The 16,682-nt window shown below is 49.3% G+C and carries 15 protein-coding genes; 11 read left to right on the forward strand and 4 right to left on the reverse strand.

Annotated elements, in window-relative coordinates; all coding sequences use genetic code 11:
* Positions 1 to 180 precede the first annotated feature (180 nt).
* Positions 181 to 2,238 (forward strand): TonB-dependent receptor, encoded by a 2,058-nt coding sequence (locus L1285_RS01765; protein WP_235410735.1) that lies wholly within the window; start codon positions 181 to 183, stop codon positions 2,236 to 2,238.
* On the opposite strand, the gene L1285_RS01770 is transcribed toward L1285_RS01765, so the two are convergent.
* Positions 2,235 to 3,005 (reverse strand): SDR family oxidoreductase, encoded by a 771-nt coding sequence (locus L1285_RS01770; RefSeq protein ID WP_235410736.1) that lies wholly within the window; start codon positions 3,003 to 3,005, stop codon positions 2,235 to 2,237. The two genes, L1285_RS01765 and L1285_RS01770, sit on opposite strands and share 4 nt — an antisense overlap.
* A 108-nt stretch (positions 3,006 to 3,113) precedes the next feature.
* Between L1285_RS01770 and L1285_RS01775 the strand changes: the two genes are divergently transcribed.
* Positions 3,114 to 4,019 carry a LysR family transcriptional regulator gene (locus L1285_RS01775; RefSeq protein ID WP_235410737.1) on the forward strand — a complete coding sequence of 302 codons (906 nt, stop codon included), beginning with the start codon at positions 3,114 to 3,116 and terminating at the stop codon, positions 4,017 to 4,019.
* 58 nt (positions 4,020 to 4,077) lie between these two features.
* Here the strand turns inward: L1285_RS01775 and L1285_RS01780 are convergent, their stop codons facing one another.
* Positions 4,078 to 5,013 (reverse strand): LysR family transcriptional regulator, encoded by a 936-nt coding sequence (locus L1285_RS01780; RefSeq protein ID WP_235410738.1) that lies wholly within the window; start codon positions 5,011 to 5,013, stop codon positions 4,078 to 4,080.
* Positions 5,014 to 5,136: 123 nt separating this feature from the next.
* Between L1285_RS01780 and L1285_RS01785 the strand changes: the two genes are divergently transcribed.
* The 6 genes from L1285_RS01785 to L1285_RS01810 are packed head-to-tail and all read left to right on the forward strand — an operon-like array spanning position 5,137 to position 11,994.
* Positions 5,137 to 5,742, forward strand: coding sequence for a glutathione S-transferase family protein (locus L1285_RS01785; RefSeq protein ID WP_235410739.1), 606 nt, complete (start codon positions 5,137 to 5,139; stop codon positions 5,740 to 5,742).
* 28 nt (positions 5,743 to 5,770) lie between these two features.
* On the forward strand, positions 5,771 to 7,225 hold the full coding sequence (locus tag L1285_RS01790; RefSeq protein ID WP_235410740.1) for a di-heme oxidoredictase family protein: 1,455 nt from the start codon (positions 5,771 to 5,773) through the stop codon (positions 7,223 to 7,225).
* A gap of 18 nt (positions 7,226 to 7,243) precedes the next feature.
* Positions 7,244 to 8,389: a cupin domain-containing protein gene (locus L1285_RS01795; RefSeq protein WP_046007141.1), complete on the forward strand. Its 1,146-nt coding sequence runs from the start codon at positions 7,244 to 7,246 to the stop codon at positions 8,387 to 8,389.
* A complete protein-coding gene (locus L1285_RS01800) occupies positions 8,386 to 9,594 on the forward strand; it encodes an aromatic ring-hydroxylating oxygenase subunit alpha (protein WP_235410741.1) in 1,209 nt (402 codons plus the stop codon). Before L1285_RS01795 ends, L1285_RS01800 begins: the two co-directional genes overlap by 4 nt.
* A gap of 2 nt (positions 9,595 to 9,596) precedes the next feature.
* Positions 9,597 to 10,085, forward strand: coding sequence for an aromatic-ring-hydroxylating dioxygenase subunit beta (locus L1285_RS01805; protein WP_046007143.1), 489 nt, complete (start codon positions 9,597 to 9,599; stop codon positions 10,083 to 10,085).
* A gap of 19 nt (positions 10,086 to 10,104) precedes the next feature.
* Positions 10,105 to 11,994 (forward strand): NAD(P)-binding domain-containing protein, encoded by a 1,890-nt coding sequence (locus L1285_RS01810; RefSeq protein ID WP_235410886.1) that lies wholly within the window; start codon positions 10,105 to 10,107, stop codon positions 11,992 to 11,994.
* A gap of 152 nt (positions 11,995 to 12,146) precedes the next feature.
* On the opposite strand, the gene L1285_RS01815 is transcribed toward L1285_RS01810, so the two are convergent.
* Positions 12,147 to 12,839 (reverse strand): pirin family protein, encoded by a 693-nt coding sequence (locus L1285_RS01815; RefSeq protein ID WP_235410742.1) that lies wholly within the window; start codon positions 12,837 to 12,839, stop codon positions 12,147 to 12,149.
* A gap of 191 nt (positions 12,840 to 13,030) precedes the next feature.
* Here L1285_RS01815 and L1285_RS01820 point away from each other — a divergent pair, with 191 nt between their 5' ends.
* Entirely contained in the window at positions 13,031 to 13,843 is an 813-nt protein-coding gene (locus L1285_RS01820; RefSeq protein WP_235410743.1) for a hypothetical protein, read from the forward strand.
* 489 nt (positions 13,844 to 14,332) lie between these two features.
* Here L1285_RS01820 and L1285_RS01825 read toward each other — a convergent pair whose 3' ends face one another.
* Positions 14,333 to 14,578: a hypothetical protein gene (locus L1285_RS01825; RefSeq protein ID WP_235410744.1), complete on the reverse strand. Its 246-nt coding sequence runs from the start codon at positions 14,576 to 14,578 to the stop codon at positions 14,333 to 14,335.
* Between the two features lie 382 nt (positions 14,579 to 14,960).
* Between L1285_RS01825 and L1285_RS01830 the strand changes: the two genes are divergently transcribed.
* A complete protein-coding gene (locus L1285_RS01830; RefSeq protein WP_235410745.1) occupies positions 14,961 to 15,569 on the forward strand; it encodes a hypothetical protein in 609 nt (202 codons plus the stop codon).
* Position 15,570: 1 nt separating this feature from the next.
* Complete coding sequence (locus tag L1285_RS01835; protein WP_235410746.1) at positions 15,571 to 16,671, forward strand: glycosyltransferase; 1,101 nt, start codon at positions 15,571 to 15,573, stop codon at positions 16,669 to 16,671.
* Positions 16,672 to 16,682 lie beyond the last annotated feature (11 nt).

The following is a 16,682-nucleotide window of genomic DNA, read 5'->3' on the forward strand; positions in this document are numbered from 1 at the left end:
TTGCTCCTGCTATCGGCTCCAAGTGGCGCCCGACTTCGAGGTGCTGACACTTGTGTAAGTGATTAGCAACGAACTTTCTTGTAATAACACACCACGGCAGCATGTATGTGGGGCCGTTTCACTCAAAAGTCAAAATGCTTAGCTATACTTGCCAGAGATCTCTTGTTAAGTAAGTAGTATATGGCCCGATTAGTTACCTCTTTGTTTATCTGCGTGATATCGCACACTTCATTAGCACAGGCAGAAGAGGGGGACGCGCTTTTTGCGATGTCATTTGAAGAGTTACTCGCTCAGGATGTAACCGTGGCTGCGCGTAAGAGTGAAAGCTGGCTGGCCTCATCCGGCACGGTATATGTGGTCAGTCGCTCGGATATTGAGCGTTACGGCTGGCGCGACTTAAAAGAGATCCTCGCCTCTGTTCCCAACATGGACTATTTCTATCAATGGGCCTGGCTGCCGGGCGGTCAGAGAGGCTTTACCGGGAACATGTCGGGTACTTTGATGCTGATAGACGGCCGTGAAGTGCAAAACTTGCTGGCCAACGAAGCCTTTATTATGAATAACTTTCCGAGTGCCAGAATCGAACGGGTAGAGATATTACAGGGGCCAAATTCTACCCTTTATGGCGGTAATGCAACCCAAGGGGTGATCAATGTGATTACCCGCCTGGATACGGGAGTGAACGAAGTGACGCTATTGGCCGGTGAGGTGGGGACGCGCCATGGCCATGGCCTGTTTCATTATCAACAGGGGGAAGTAGAGCTGGCGGTGTCGGCCAGCTATTTTGCAAGCGACCAGGACTATCGTGAAATACGTGAATTTCTGGTTAATGATCACGCATTCAGTCGCAACAGCAAAGATCCACTAAGAAATCACAACCCCGATGATTTTCGCAACCGCGAGAAAAACATTACCCTGGACAGCCGCCTGAGCACCCCCTGGTTTTATTTTGGTAATAACCTTACCCGCACCACAAACGTCAGTGGCATCGAGGCCGTGGCATTTGATTACATGACCGGGGACGACGCCTATCGTGGCTACAGTAGCTATTATCTCGGTAAAGATGTGCAATCCTCAGCAAATTGGTCGGGCAATATTGAGCTGAGTTATTTCAGAGAGTATAAAGAAAAATACCGTCTCAGCGTGGATAACCCTGAGCAGGCTACCCGCTATGAAGAGCTGGCTTTATATACCGAGCGGGAAGATATCGGGCCGTCGGACAGAATACGGCTCAATACCCAATGGCACTATCAGGCGGGCTCTGATCAGGATTGGATCTTGGGTTACGATGGCTGGCGCACCGAAATCGGCCGCAAGGTCAAATACCGGCAAACCGCCGAGAGGGTAAAGCTGGTGACCCCCGACTCGTGGCCGACAGATAAAGAGCGCTCTGACAAACACGCCGTGTTTGGCCAGTATGCAAAGCTGTGGCGCTTTGGAGCGCGTACCCTCAAGATTAACGCCGGACTCAGGTACAATCGTCAGGATTATACTAATGCCAGCTGGCTGCCCCGCATTAGCATGGTTTATCAGCCAAACCCAGATCAGGCACTCAAACTAACCTACGGCAAGGCGTTTCGTCCGCCCACGATTTTTGAATTCGACCTGGTCGTTGACGACGAAATTGAATCGCAAACTATGCAGATGTATGAGCTCAACTGGAGCAGTAAGTTTCGCTGGCGCGGGGTTGAATTTGCCAATATCTCAGCTTTGTATAGCATGCAGGCGAAGAATTTCTATCAAAAAGTGCAGGACCCCAATACTCAGATTTGGCGCACTGTGGTGGCTGGCGAGCACCGGGTGTCTGGCTGGGAAAACCAGTTACGCTGGCACGCTCAGCGCTGGCATGGGCAGCTGGCGCTGCGTTATATCTCACCGGACAAAACCCTGGCTGCCGGTCAGTCTGTAGTGCTCGATGTACCAAAATATAAGGTCAAACTGGGGCTGGGTTACACCTTAGATCAGCACTGGCAGATAGCTGCTTTTGTAGATCATTGGGATGAGTCCCTGACTGAGGCAAACCGGTTTGAACAAAGCGGCACTGAGGTCGTCACCATACCCGCCTGGACGACGTTCAATGCCAATCTGACCTACACACAAGGTAACAGCACCCTGGGCGTGTATATCGAAAACCTCTTCGATAAGACTTACTACCATGGCAACGCCCGGGGCGTGTCTCCCGTTAAGTACATTCAGGCGCCGCGGAACTTGCGCCTGAGCTGGTCATACCGATTTTAACGGGTAACGAATCCACCATTGACGAATAACGTCTGACCGGTGATCCAGCGTGCCTCTTCACTGACGAGAAAGTCGACCATAGGCACCACGTCATCAATATGGCCCAGGCGATTCAGCACACTGGCTGAACTCAGATAAGCCACCGACTGGGCATTTTCTTCGCCATGAAAAAAGGCCGTATCTATTGGACCTGGTGCAACGACATTGACCGTGACGCCACGGCTGCCAATTTCTTTTGCCAGCGCGCGGGTAAGGTGTTCCAGCGGGGCTTTGGCACCGGCATAGGCACCGTACAGACCGGTAAATGCCCCCAGCAAAGAGGTGCCCATATTGATAATGCGACCTTGCTCCTGAATATGCCGGGCTGCGTGTTTCATCATTAAAAACGGTGCTTTGGTATTGGTTGCAAAAAGCTGGTCATACTCTTGCTCCGAGATATCTGCGATGGCTTTTTTCAGCACTTTTCCGGCGTTGTTAATCACAATATCAACCCGGCCAAAGGCTTCCAGAGTTTGGCTATATAGCGACTGAACCTGACTCTCCTGAGTTAAATCGCCCTGAACTAACAGTGACTTTCCGCCGATTTGAGTGATCTCGGCAGCGGTCTGCTCAGCGTCTTGGCGCGATGCATCACTGTGATAATGTACGACAATATTTGCGCCGCGCTTGGCCAGCGAAATAGCAAAAGCACGGCCCATATTACGGGCAGAACCAGTCACAATCGCCACTTTGTCTGTTAAGTCTAATTGCGTGCTTGAGGTGGGCATAATATTTACTCCTGTTGGATTAGTTGACGAGAGTAAGCTTAGTCGCTTGCGTTTAATTCAGGTATGCCATAAATTTTCATTCATTAATTGCAAAATATGCAAAAAGCAATGAACGCAAATGAACTGACCTTTTTAAAGGTGATTGAAGCGGGCAGCCTGAAAGGCGCTGCCGAACAACTTAACACCGATCCCTCATCGGTGAGTCGTAAAGTGGCTGCGTTAGAGCAGCATCTGGGTGTTAAGCTGATCCATCGCTCGACGGTGCGCTCTCAGCCAACTGAAGCTGGTTTGGTCTATTTTCAGGGCTTAAAGCACATCGCTGAGCAGCAGGCTGAATTGGAAAATCGCCTGCGGGGATTGCAGGATAGGCCCAGCGGAACCCTGACGGTAGCTGCGCCAGTTGATTTTGGTACTCAGTTTGTTGTACCTGTACTGAACAAGATGCGGGCCGCTTATGCTGACCTTAAAGTCGAGTTGTTACTGGGCAGCCATTTTGAAGATTTGACTGCAAGCGGTATTGATGTGGCGGTGCGCGTTGGTGTGTTGCCTGATTCCGGACTGATCTGCAAAGGCTTGGGTGTAGCTGAGCGGGTCTTGGTCGCCAGCCCCGATTATCTGGAGCAGATTGATGGGGTAACGGACCCATCCGGGCTGAGTCGGTGCCAGTTTGTATTCTATTCACGCGCTCAGGCAAACAGTCAGGTAAGTATAAAAAAAGGTGACACAACATCACGAGTCAAAGTGTCAGGGGGCTTTACAGTTAACAGCGTGTCTGCAGTTCGACAGCTGGTTTTGGCCGGTAAAGGGGTGCACCTTGGCCCGCGTTGGGCTTTTGAAGAAGCGCTGAATACAGGTGAGCTGGTGGCTCTGCTACCTGACTATCAGCTGGAAGGATTTCCTATCCACGCCTTGTACCGACCCGGAGGGTATGTGCCTGCTAAGATCCGGTGTTTCATAGAGATGATAAGCCAGCATTGCAAGCACAGCTTTGATTCCAGAGCAGGTGCGCGATGATATGCTCACCTGAGCTGTTTTCAGTCTTCACGAGTTCTGACCGCTATATCTTGGGTGACTATACTAAGGCGTTGAGCAAGCTGTTCCCTTGTGTCTGCGGAACGACGGGATTCTCGCCATATTGTTGTTTCAAAAAGTTGATAAAAACGCGCGACTTTTCTGGAATATACTTATTCTCTGGGTAAATAACATGCACATTTAATGGTTGTTTAATTGCGCCTTTCATTAACTGAATCAGTGTACCTTCTGCCAGCTCCTGCTCGACCAAAAATTTAGGGATCAATGCAACCCCGGCGCCAGACTTGACCAGGGTTTTTAAGATGTTCGGGCTGTTGACTGAAATTGGTGCGGATGTAAACAGGGCATCCCACTGCTCGGTATCTTTGTCATCTACCCAGTCGTTAATTGGCATTTTCTTGTCGATGAGCCAGACATGAGTCTTGAGATCTCTGACGCACTCGGGTTGACCGTGTTGTTGTATGTACTCAGGTGTTGCGCACAACACCATCGGAAACTGGCATATTTGCGTTGCCACAAAGTCCTGAACTTCGGTGGATCCTACGCGGATTGCCAGATCGAAACTCTCTTCGACCAAATCGACTTTACGGTTATTCAGTTCTAAATCCAGCTGGATATCAGGATATAAAGACATAAACTTAGGTAGTTTAGGCGCCAGCACTTGCTCTGCGAAAGTCACCGAGGTGGTGATCCTGAGCAGGCCTGTACATTTGGTACTTTCTTCACTGACCTGATCCACCAGTGAGGTATATTCGTTCAATACGTGGACGATACCATGATAAAAATGTCGCCCTGCCCGGGTCATAGAAACCTTTCTGGTTGAGCGGTTAAATATCTTGGTGGCATGTTGATTTTCAACTGCATTGACGTATTTACTGACAACGGACTTTGAAATACCCAGTCGCAGGGCTGCTGCCGTAAATGAACCGGTTTCAGCCACCGCGATAACTGCTCTAAAGCCTTCTATAGTGTCCACAAGTTAGGTCCTTTTGTTTTCATTTTGTGTGATCAGTGTTCTCGTTTTGTATGTTTATTCTATGAAAATTTTAATGTCTAATGCTCCGCATGTCACCAATATAGGGAGCACTAGGTTGCTATCATGAGTAATATTCAGCTGTACTATCACCCGATGTCAGGGCACAGTCACAAGGTCCTCACTCTTGCATCAATGTTAGGGTTAGACATAGAGACTTTGACTATCGACTTAAAATCTAAAGCACATTTGTCTGAATCATTTTTGCGTCTTAACCCGGCCGGCAAGATACCTGTGCTGGTCGATGCAGACAAAACGATCACCGACTCCCACGCTATCTTGTTTTACCTTGCTCAACAATACGACCAACAGCGAATCTGGTACCCAGATGATCTGCCAACCCAGGTAGAAATCCAGCGCTGGTTTGCGCTCTCTGCGGGCGAATTGTGTACGGGTCCCGTCGCGTTAAGAGGGATCCGGGTACTGGGTAAACCAGGCAACGAAGAACAAGCTATGCAGCTGACTATTAAGTTGTTTTCTCTTATGAGCAAACAGCTGGAGCAGCAGCCATGGCTGGCAGGCTCACACGCCACCCTTGCGGATATTGCGCTATACAGCTACATCGCTTTGGTTATCAAACTCGAGCCAAGCCTGAGCGATTTTCCGCGCGTACTTGACTGGGCTACACGTTTCGAGCAGCTGCCCGGCTATCGCACATTACCAGAAAAATAAACCCGCATTGTATGTAATTGGAGGGGCCATGAACAGCTACATACGCACAAAAAATAGAGTAAATACACTAATTGACCGTCACCTGTTGATGGCCGTGCCATTGGTTTTGTCTGGTGTGATAAGTGCATCAGTAGAGGCCGCTTGTCCGGCGGATTATCCGGAAGAAGGGGCGATTAAAAAGCATATTGAACATGATGATATTGCAAATGGTAAGGCAACTTTAAAGCAGATCCATAAAATGGGGCGCGATCTTTTCGTTGCCAAGTTTAATAAATGTGATGGTCAGGGTCGTCCGGCAACGACTGGGGGTGGCGTGAAACGCGCGCCGGATCAGCCTGCTTTTATTCGTACCTCATCACCTGAAACGAATTCCTGTGCCGGGTGTCACTCTCAGCCGGTCATAGGTGGATCAGGCGAGTTTGTGGTCAACGCTTTCATTCTGGCACAGCGTTTAGACCCGGTGACAGAGTCCGTGTCTAATCAGTTTAGTAACGAAAGGAACACACCGGGCATGCATGGTGCGGGTGCCATTGAAATGGTGGCCCGTGAAATGACCTATGATCTGCGCGCTCAAGCCGAAGCCCTGCCTGACGGGGAACACACATTAGTTTCAAAAGGAGTGTCCTTCGATATCCGCAAGGAAGGCGGATTGGTGGTGGAAAGTGAAGGCATTAACACGGATTTGATGGTCCGCCCATTTAACCAGTCGGGCAACATTGCCACTTTGCGCCACTTTACCGTCGATGCAATGAACCATCACCACGGCATGCAGGCAGAAGAACGCTTTGATTTAAACCCGGGCAAAGGGTTCGATAAAGATCACGATGAAGATGGTGTGGAAAGAGAGCTATCGGTCGGTGACATCACGGCATTATCGGTATATCAGGCCAGCTTACCTGTGCCGGTTCAGGTGATGCCGCGCGCCCGTGCTGAGCGCAAAGCCGTGCGCCTTGGTAAGCGCAAGTTTAACGAGATTGGCTGTAACAGCTGCCACGTACCGGCACTTAAGCTGGATACGCCCGTGTTCTCTGAACCCAGCCCGCTCAATGCGTCTCATACTTTCCGTGATACCAGTCGCTCAGTGCGCTGGGATATGACCAAGCAAGGTCCTAAGCCTAGGTTGAAGAAAAACCCAGATGGCAGTGCCACTGTATGGGCCTATACCGACCTGAAGCGCCACAACTTATGTGATCCGGTGGAGCGTGAAGATGCCATTCGCTTTTTCTGTAATGAGACACTCGATCAGGCTCGCCCGTCACAAGATGGCCGCCCGGGGAGCGAGTTCTTTATTACCAGAAAGCTATGGGATGTGGGCAGTTCAGCGCCTTATGGTCACCGGGGTGATATTACGACCATTACTGAGGCCATTTTGTACCACGGTGGTGAAGCACGTCAAAGCCGTGACCACTTTTCGCTGTTACCGCTTTCTGAGCAGAAGAGCGTTATTAAATTTTTGAAATCACTACAAGTTGTAGAAAAATAAGATACCTAAGGAATGAGCATGTCTGAGAGTAAATTAGTTTCACTGGTAAAGCGCGATGATATTCCGTCTATCCGCACTATCGAGGTTAACGGTGTTGAGCACTGGTTAGGCCACGTTAAAGACTTCACCAAACATGAAGGGCTGACCGAGTTTTTGCCAAAGGATAACCGCATTTCGATGGCCTGGGTCAGACTGGAAGCTGGTGAGCAGTTGGATGAGCATATCCACCCTGTGGAATCGATGATCTTAATTTGTGAAGGCGGTGCGTCTACACTTGGTGATGTAGAAACAGACATGGGCGCGGGGGATGCACTGCTGGTTCCACCTGGTCGCCCTCATGGGTTCATCGGCGCAGAGCCCACCGGTTTTTGGGGCTTGTCATTACAATTCGATTCCCGTGGATTATATGAAGACATCGCCGACCCCTGGGCGACGTTCCACGAGGACGAAAACTACGAGTTAAAACACGCCGATACCATAGTCGATAAACTGTTCCAGAAGAACGAAATTTTCAAAGATCGTTTCGATAAACATCGCTTGTTTGCGCTGGTAAATAAAGGGCTGCTAACAGACTCAGAGACAAGAAATCGTTTCCTGGATTGTTTTCAGGTGTGGTCAAATCACTTCCAGAAAATGGTGTTCAACCGTTATCTGACCAGTGCTGATGGGGCACACCTGGAGCTGGCCTGGGACCATCTGATCGAAGAGTTTGGCCACAATATGGACTTGGCTGCCAGCCGGGATTCAAGTGCGCGCATTTTTGACCCGGTTCTTGAAGCGACCAGCAGCTGGTTCTGCAGTATTTTAAACCGCTTGTCTGATATGCAAAAGTTGGTATTGATCCACCTGGTGGTTGAAGCCTCAGCCACCGTATTCTACAAGCATGTTGCGCCTGTGATGTCACAAACACAGCACGCTCGCCATTTCCATGAGCATGATGACGGCGACCATGAACACGTCAAAATGGGCTATGATTTTGTGCGCCGCCAGACACCCAGCCTGCATGAGGCAGAAGGTTTGCTTGAAATTCAGGAGCAGGGTTGGTCCATGCTGATGTCGGTGATGAGCCGGATCGCCGATTTAGTAGTGTATGGCTCAGAGCGGCAATCAAACAGCAACGCAGCGCAGGCAACTAAGCAACCGGCTGCTGAGCTTGAATCATGAGTGAGTTCCACGGATGGCCTGACGCGGGTGTGCGCAGGCTTCCCCAGCACATTTATACCGACAAGGATAACTTTCAGCGTGAGCTGGATAACATATTTTTCGCCAATTCCTGGAACTATGTGGCGTTAAGCTGTGAGGTGCCCGAGCCGGGCGATTATATCCTGAGCTCGGTAGGCAATGTCGGTGTGATTGTGTCCAGAGACCGAAAAGGGGCTATTCGCGTTTTTGTTAATCGCTGTACTCATCGTGGCGCGCGGTTATGTGAGAAGCGTAAAGGTAACAACAAGCTGTTTACCTGCCCATATCACGAATGGCGTTTCAACCTGGAAGGCCGCCTGGTGGGCGTACCTTTGAGCCAGGGAGTGAAAGGAAAAGGGGGAATGTCGGCGCAGTTTGATCCGCAAAATCATGGTTTGAAACAGCTAAATGTATGTGAGCGCCACGGTGTGGTGTTTGCCAGCTTTAGTAACGACATGGTGCCGCTTGAGACCTATCTGGGCCCCAAAGTTTTGCGTTACTTTGACCGAGTCTGTGATGGCCGTCCCTTAAAGGTGATTGGCAAGCACAAGCACGTTGTTGCCGGCAACTGGAAGCTGCAGATTGAAAATGTCAAAGACACCGTGCATGCGGCTATTTTGCACTCATTTTTCACCCTGTTTGGGATCTGGCGGTCGGATCAGGAGACCGAGATTGTGGTTGAGGACAAGGGCATGCATAGTGTGCTGGCTTCTACTGCCACATTCAGTAAGCAGCAGACTCACTCAGAAGAAGTTGATTCGGAGTTTTCATTACTTGATCCGAGTTTGATAGCCCATGAGGCCGAGTTTTCTCATGCGACTGGCGCAGTCATGACTATCTGGCCAAATCTGATTTTTCTGCAACAGTTGAACTGTTTGGTTATGCGTCATGTGGAGCCGGTTAGCCAGGATAAATGTGTAAAAACCTGGACTTTCTTTGCGTATGAAGACGAAGACCCAGCACTGACTGCACGACGTGTTAAACAGGCCAATTTACTGGGAGCGTCGGGCCTGGTCACCATAGATGACAATGAAATTTTGGCTTCCTGTCAAGTGGGTTTACAGCAGCAATCTCAGTTTGAATGCGCCATTGAATACGGAGAAGGCACGTCAGATTGCGATCATATGGTGTCGGAATCAGCGATCCGTGGGTTCTATAACTACTATCGTCAGGTGATGGAGCTGTGAGCATGGAAGAAATGTTGAAAACCCTGTTGCTGGAGCGCTCTGTTCGCGAATTTTACCAGCGCTATCACGCCCAACTCGACCAGCAAATGTTGACCCAGTGGCCAGATTTCTTTACTGAAGATGCCAGTTACTTAGTGACCAATCGAGCCAACTTTGAGGAGGGTATGCTGGTTTACAACGTGTTTTGTGAAGGCAAAAAAATGTTGATAGACAGAGCCCTGGGCCTGCAAAAAGCCGTTTGGTTCCGTGATCGATTGCAACGCCGGTTTGCGGGCAGCATAGAGATCACGCACCAAAGTGAACATGCACTGGAAGTGGTGAGCAGCTTTATGGTCACTGAATCCCGACAGGGAGAGCCTTCCACTTTGTTGCTGACCAGCGAAAGTCAGGACAGCCTGAGTATCGCACCAGACGGTACGCTGCAATTTTCAAAGCGGCTTTGCATCATAGACGCGGAAGTATTACCTGATTCGATAATTTACCCAATCTAACCGAGTGGGAGACGATGTGATGAATTCACAAGCTATGCAGGCACCAAGCCACCCGATGAAGCGCGTTGCGGTCATTGGTGCGGGCTTATCTGGCCTGGTAACCACCAAAGAGCTGATAGATCAAAGTCACACTGTGGTGTGTTTTGAGCGCAGCGACGACATTGGTGGCGCCTTTTATAACAAAGAAAACGAAGGCGGGATCTATAACGACATCCACCTGACGGTGTCTAACTTTTTCATGGCGTTTTCCTCATTTGCGCCAAGAGAGAAGAATCGCAAATACTGGACTGCCAGTGAATATATCGAGTATCTGCAAGATTTTACTGAGCATTTCAGACTGAGAAAGTTCATCCGATTTAACACTGTCATTGAGTCTGTTGAGCCAGTTGGCACACAAAAATGGCGAGTGACTTATCTTAAAAACGGTGAACGCAAAGACGAGTTATTTGATTCTGTCGCGGTTTGTAGTGGCAAGTTTCGTAACCCATTATTGCCCTCTGTTCCTAACATGGAGCAGTTTAAGGGGACCATTCACCATAGTTTTGATTTCAAAGAAGCGTCAAAATTTAAGGGCAAAAAGGTGGTCTGCCTGGGACTGGGAGAGTCTGGCTCTGATGTAGTGCACCAAATTGCGCAAGTTGCGCAAGAAACTCACCTGGTGGTTAAGCGCCCCAAGAGCATTATTGCCCGGGTTATTCTGGGCGATACCGGCGACTCCAGAACCACACGAGCTGCGCATTACTCTTTTTTGGTCAACCATTCGCTTTTTGAGGCCACGCTGAAAAAACGCATTATGAATAAAGGGCTGAAGGTCAACGAGCAAAAACGTCAGCGACCTTTAAGCGCATTCTGGATGTGGAAGTTTCTGGTTAAATACGGCCTGCACGGCGAATTCAGTAACAAGAATGATATCTGGTTGCAGGATCTGGAAACCGGGCAAACCCAGCTGCATTTGTTCTCTGTAAAGCGTTTTGCCGAAAATGGTGTTTATCTGCACGATGGGCAATTTATTGAATGTACCGATGTGATGATGTCAACCGGCTATGAAACGCAGTTTGACATGATCCACCACAGCGCAGCACAAGATGCAGCGAAGAATATCCGCTCTAATTTTTTGCACATGATCCACCCGACATTGCGAGACAGCTTAGTCTGGATTGGATTTACCCGCCCGGATGTTGGCGGTGTTCCGACCATTGCCGAGTTACAGGCACGCTTATATGCCCGGGTTTTGGCGGGTAAAACTGAGCTGGCTGATTCACACACTCTGCAACGGCGTATAGATGAGTATCAGCAGGAATGTCGGGAGCAGTTTTGTCTGGAACCAGGCCGTTCAGAAAATGTGCGTTATTACCGATTTACCGGTGAGCTGGCGCGGACGCTGGGCGTAGAGCCCAAATGGTATCACTTGCTGCCAGACCCCAGGCTGATCTTCAACTTTTATCATGGCAGCTTAGTCGCCGCGCAATTTAGGTTGAGCGGGCCAGGTAAAGACCCTGAGGCGGCCAAGGCGATGATCCGCCGGGTCGGTCTGATGCAGGTACCCACCTGGCATAAGTTCTTTTTCTTTGGCCTTACCAGTGCTTTGAGCTTGATAGCGCCTGTGGTGCGTAAGGTTGTAAAGATGTTGAAAATGCAAGACCACAACTGGAATGACTACAAACAATATCAAAGTGTGGCTGATATCCTTGCGCACCAATGGCCATCGGGGCAAGCCTTTGCGCTAAATAAGGCCGACACTTTGGCTGAGCTATTTAGCCAAACGTACGAATATGAAGGGTTTAAGTTCTTCTTACACTCTGAGTATGAGGTGCCTTTGCGGCTGCTTTCGCCTTCTGCGTCCATCAAAGACATTGATGATTTTTTGCGCTTGCAGGAAGGTGCAACGCCTCTGGAGGAAAAGACTTAATTCCCCCTGTTTGAATGCGGGACGTAGCTGTGACACTACTGCCCATAGCAAAGCCATGCCTGTTCGACTGTGCATGGCTTTTTTGTACTCGGAAACCAGTATTGAGCGCTGAGCCCGTTGAGCCGCAGACCCGTCTTATACTGTATTGAAATTCAGCCCGGTGGGAGCTCAAACCACAATGCCTCAAGTGGCGCTGTTGCCGTCACAGTGGCGGACTCTTGTGCTGTCAGGCCCATAGCATCGCCCGGTTTTAGCCATATTTCAGCCGTTTGGGCTGAACCTTCAACTAGGTGTAGATAGCCCCAGCGATTATCTGCGTTCAGTGTGTAAGTTTCACCTTCTGAGAGCTTAAGGCGATACAGGCTGGCATCCTGATGAATGACCAGTGAGCCGTACTGGCCATCGGGGGTTGCAAGTGGGGTAAGTGGACCCTCTTGTTTGATTTTGGCTTGCGCGTAACCTGGGCTCAGCCCTTTTGAGCCTGGGCGGATCCAGATCTGTAAAAAGCGGGTTGGCTCTGTGGCAAAATAATTGTACTCGGAATGTGCGATCCCGGTACCTGCACTCATCAGTTGCACCTCACCGGCTGGAATAATGTGATGATTGCCTTTACTGTCTTTGTGCTCCAATGCACCCTGCAGCACATATGAAATAATCTCCATGTCGCGATGCCCGTGGGTATCAAATCCCATACCGGGTGCCACCGTATCGTCGTTGATAACGCGTAATACGGAAAATCCCATATGCTCTGGGTCGTAATAGTGACCAAATGAAAAAGTATGCAGGCTTTGTAACCAGCCCAGATTAACCTGGCCCCGCTCTGAGCCGCGACGAATTGATGGCATAATGATGATGCTCCTAAACTGTGATAGTGCTACTCTAATGCTTCTCTAAAAAGAATAAAATGAGCGAATATCGTCACTATCGTTCTGTAAATAAGAATGGTTGTGCGCGATGTATAGCGTACCCTGCGATGTGTATATGCTAGAGTTAAAGTGTTCGATTTTGCTTGCTAACCCAGTTTCAAGGGAGTGTTATGTCGTCTTTAAATCAGTTTATTCCATCACCTGTGATTGCCGTTGCGTCGGCTTACCAGACCCATCTGGGCGGCATTGATGTCTTTATCTGTTTTGCACAAATAAATGATGACAACCAGCTTTTGCTCCAGCTCAGAGAAAGTCACGCCTTGCGTGTTGGCGACCAGGTCACGGTGCATCTGGATAACCGCACCGGGGTCAGCGAATATGACGCCGAGTTGAGTGTTTATCGTTTATCGTACAAAGGCCGGGTAACCGCCCTGAACGAGACCGACGTCACCCTGTCGGCTGTGGAGTATCAGGTGTATTACGGGATTTCGGTTGCGCAGGAATATCGTGCGCCGGGGTATGAATTCCCGGAAGATCCGCGTGTGCAAAACCCCTTACCCTGCACACCTTTAACTGCAACGCCTGCTATGGACGAAGAAGAGCACGACAACAAAGTTGGCGTGCTGATCACCAAAGCACAGTCGCAACCACACACTACTGTGATGGCGTTTTTATCCAGTACTGATGACGATATCTTTTTTATCACCCTGCCACAGACCTTTAAATCCAGCCTGATGAAACGCGATAATCAGTGCTATTTTGCCATCGACAATCGTGCCAGTTTTACCTTTGAAAACTATGTTGAATGGAACTACTCCATTATCACCGGGCGGGTGCACCAAATAGCCACCAACAGTGCTTTGTTTAATGAAGTGAGAGAGTTATTTATCTCTAAAAACCCCTGGGAAGTTGGGTTTTTCAGTCATCCGGATATTGAAATGTATCATCTGAAGGCAGAGAAAGTGGTGTGTCCAAAGCGGTGATATGACCTGTTTGGTGCTTTGTATTTGTTTTGCTCGCGGGTTCTTTCCCGTTATGGCGGCGAGATGTTGCACGATAGGCTGTTGCCCGTTCTGATTGGAGCTTGGCTACGAAACCCAGACGCTTAGAATCTCTTAAAGCGAATCGCAAACCACTCCCTTTGCATCCGTCATCCCGTGCTCGACACGGGATCTTGCTTCAGATGGCTTGGTTGATAAGGTATTTACCCAAGCATAACAGCAGACAGCACAAGGCCGGTATGACGCAAGTGAGATGGCATAAATGCAATGTGTCTGATCTCAGCCCTGGCAGGTGTATGATTACAAAGCGCAGACGCTTTTAATTTCTCAGAACACACCACAAACCTGGCCCTTTTCACCCGTCATCCCGTGCTCGACACGGGATCTTGTTTCAGACGACTTGGTTGATGACGTATTGCGTGGTATCGCCTTTCCTCTTTCCATCTATTGCAAGATAGTTTCTCTAAAAAGTCACTGCCGTACAGTCAACGTAACCCCTAAGCCACAATCAAGCGTGATAGGTGTGCCGATGGGTGCCGACTCAGATGTCACTTCGCCGACAGAAAAACGCTCTGTGTCCGTGTTTTGCTCATAAGCGCTGCAGGCATAAATAACATACCAGTGTGCGCCTTCATGCCACAGTGCAGAGATAGTCGCCTGGAATGTTCGTTGTCCCACTTCGCCGCTGAATGAAGCTGGCTCTTCTGATAACAACAATTTGCCATCTGGCCATTCAACGAGCGTTGAAGGGGGTGAAGTACATGCTATTAAAGACAAAATGAGTGGTATCAGCAGAGAATATAGCAGTTTGTTTATCGGCACTATAGGCCTCTTTGTTTGCATAACTGCCGCTCAAAATAACACAAAAAATCGTACTTTTCCCGCTCAGAAATAAGGCGGGGTTTACAGCCCAATGTTAAGCAAAAAGCACCATGTTAATGGCTTTAAAACGGCCTGTTTTATCATCAGCTAGAATAACCATTGCTCAGTCTTCATAGTGCTCTCATAACCATTCATCACTTTTCCATAAGCGATTTTATCCAATACTTATAATAACTTGCAGGGCATCAAAGCAAAGCAACACAATGGGTAGCCGGATATGGAACAGCAATTTAAAGATCGCAGAGCAGAACTTTTGGTACAAAAAATGCGCCGTACCGAGCGCTTTATGCATCATCAGCGCCTTGAAAAGACAGCGGTGTCATTTGGTGATGAGCAACTCGAATTTATCGAGCATGCAATGGTGGATGGACTGAACGAAGACACCATACGCACGATTGAATTTCATCGTCGTTGTCTGGCGGCGGGGATAGACAATGGTCGTCACTACTGGTGCTTTAAACAAGGCGAACAGCTGGTTGGCATGTCCGGTTATCATTATCGCTTATGGGACCCAAAAAGCATTGTCTGGGGTGGCTGGTTTGTGGCCGATCAGGATGTCTCGCCTTTGGTTAAAATGGCAATGTTGTTGGATACCCTCAAGGTCTTGCTGGAAGAAACCAGCTATGAAGAGCTGTATATCGAGGTGTTTGCTGACACCACGCAGTCTAATATTCTCAATATCTATCATTCTTTACAGTTTACCTCTTTGGGTCGTTTCGAAAGCTTCTATGGTCCGCAACAGGATATGGTGGTGATGAAACTGGAGTTGGCTGAAGTAAGAGCTTTGTGGCTCAACACCACGCGTCCTCTTGAGCGGGTTCAGTAGCATGCTCCTGTTATATGTGGAGTCTGGCGCGGGTTCACGAGCACTGGCAGAGGCTCTGGCGAGCGGTTTTCGCAAACAAGGCAAAGCCGTTGAGCTGTTGTCAGTGTCCGATCTGTTGCCGCAGTGGCTGTCCGACTTGCTATTTGGTCAGTATTACCAGTGGTGCATGTCGGGCAAGCAACATCACAGTAAGTTATATGCAAGCCGCTGGTTTTACCCGTTTCTTTACCGACTGTTACCGCTGTGGCTGGCGCTTAAAGGCAATGACAAGCTGCAAGAAGCGAAGGCGGTGCTGCGTCGCCATAACCAAGTGGTCGCCTGTAGTTATTACGGTGCATTTTTCGCGCGTTATTTTGCCAGACTTGCTGGGCATAAGGTCGAAGTCAGTGGTGTGCTGGGTGATTATCAAATCTCTAATGGCTGGCGGACGCCGTTAACTCAATTGTTTGTTTCTCATCAGTACAGTCATCCTGTGCTGGACTGGCATCGCGCCAGAGGGACCGACATATTGCCGCTGGGGATCCCGACAGAGGTAGCTCAGGACTTAACGGTGACAGGCAAAGATACCGCGAAGAAAAGCGAGGCTGCTCTGAACATTTTACTCTGTGGCGGCGGCTGGGGGTTGGGCATTTCGGCTTCAACAGTGGCGTTGTTATTGGCTCAGAATCCATCTGGTACGGTAACGGTCATTTGCGGCCAGAACGAGACTTTACAACAGCAACTACGGGCTCGTTTTGAACAAGAAACAGCCCAACATCAGTTGCAACTGGCCGGGTTTGTATCGGATATGCAGCCTTACTACGCCCAGGCGGACATCATAATTACGAAAGCCGGTGGTCTGACCCTGACCGAAGCGGCCCTGGCCAATACCTGCCTGATCATTCATGGCGCTTTACCCGGGCAAGAGCAACACAATCGAGCGGTGTTTGTCGCTCAGGGCGCGGCACTAAACGCGTGCAATGATCAGCAGCTCAGTGACTTGCTCAGCCAGATACAGACATCGGCATCACTGCGCAGCCAGACCATTATGAAGGCTGCCACTTTAGTGAACGCCAATGCATCAAACCAGATTTGTCATCATTTACTCGCAAGTAGCAAATAATATTGTAGGAG

The organism is Pseudoalteromonas sp. DL2-H2.2 (assembly GCF_021532535.1).
Taxonomy (GTDB): Bacteria; Pseudomonadota; Gammaproteobacteria; order Enterobacterales; family Alteromonadaceae; genus Pseudoalteromonas; species Pseudoalteromonas rubra_A.